At 37.8% G+C, this 508-nt stretch carries 1 pseudogene; it reads right to left on the bottom strand.

What is annotated here, in order from left to right:
• Nucleotides 1-42: 42 nt before the first annotated feature.
• Nucleotides 43-495 (bottom strand): annotated as a pseudogene (tnpA, locus tag ADF68_RS05600) (IS200/IS605 family transposase).
• Nucleotides 496-508 lie beyond the last annotated feature (13 nt).

Below are 508 nucleotides of genomic sequence, written 5' to 3'. Positions count from 1 at the left end.
TTGCTCTTGACTCGTCACTTGCCTCTTAAAGAGGCGTGAGTATTACTTACCACTATCCCTAAAGGGATCCTCATATTCTTTCACACTTAATTTATCTAGTGCTATATCATGCTTTTCCTGATCTTGTATGTATTTCCTTATCGTGGCTTCATTAAGCCCTACTGTACTCACATAATAACCTTCTGCCCAGAAATGCCGATTCCCAAACTTGTACTTGAGGTTGGCGTGTTTGTCAAACATCATGAGTGCACTTTTGCCTTTTAAATAACCCATGAATTATCCTTGGTGGAATACTTACCAACATATGTACATAATCACGCATCAAGTGTCCGTCGATAATTTCAATACCTTCATAACTACACAAGCGATGAAATATTTCGCCTAAACTACTTCGATATTGATTATAGATGATTTTTCGTCTATACTTAGGGGTGAACACAATGTGATGGAACACATCCACTTTGTGTGTGATAAACTATGAGACTTTTGTGCCATGGTTTTCTCCTTT

The organism is Streptococcus pseudopneumoniae, from assembly GCF_001068775.1.
GTDB classification, from domain to species: Bacteria; Bacillota; Bacilli; order Lactobacillales; family Streptococcaceae; genus Streptococcus; species Streptococcus pseudopneumoniae_N.
The sequence above is the reverse complement of the archived record's forward strand: the minus strand, read 5'-3'. Positions and strand labels throughout refer to the sequence as shown.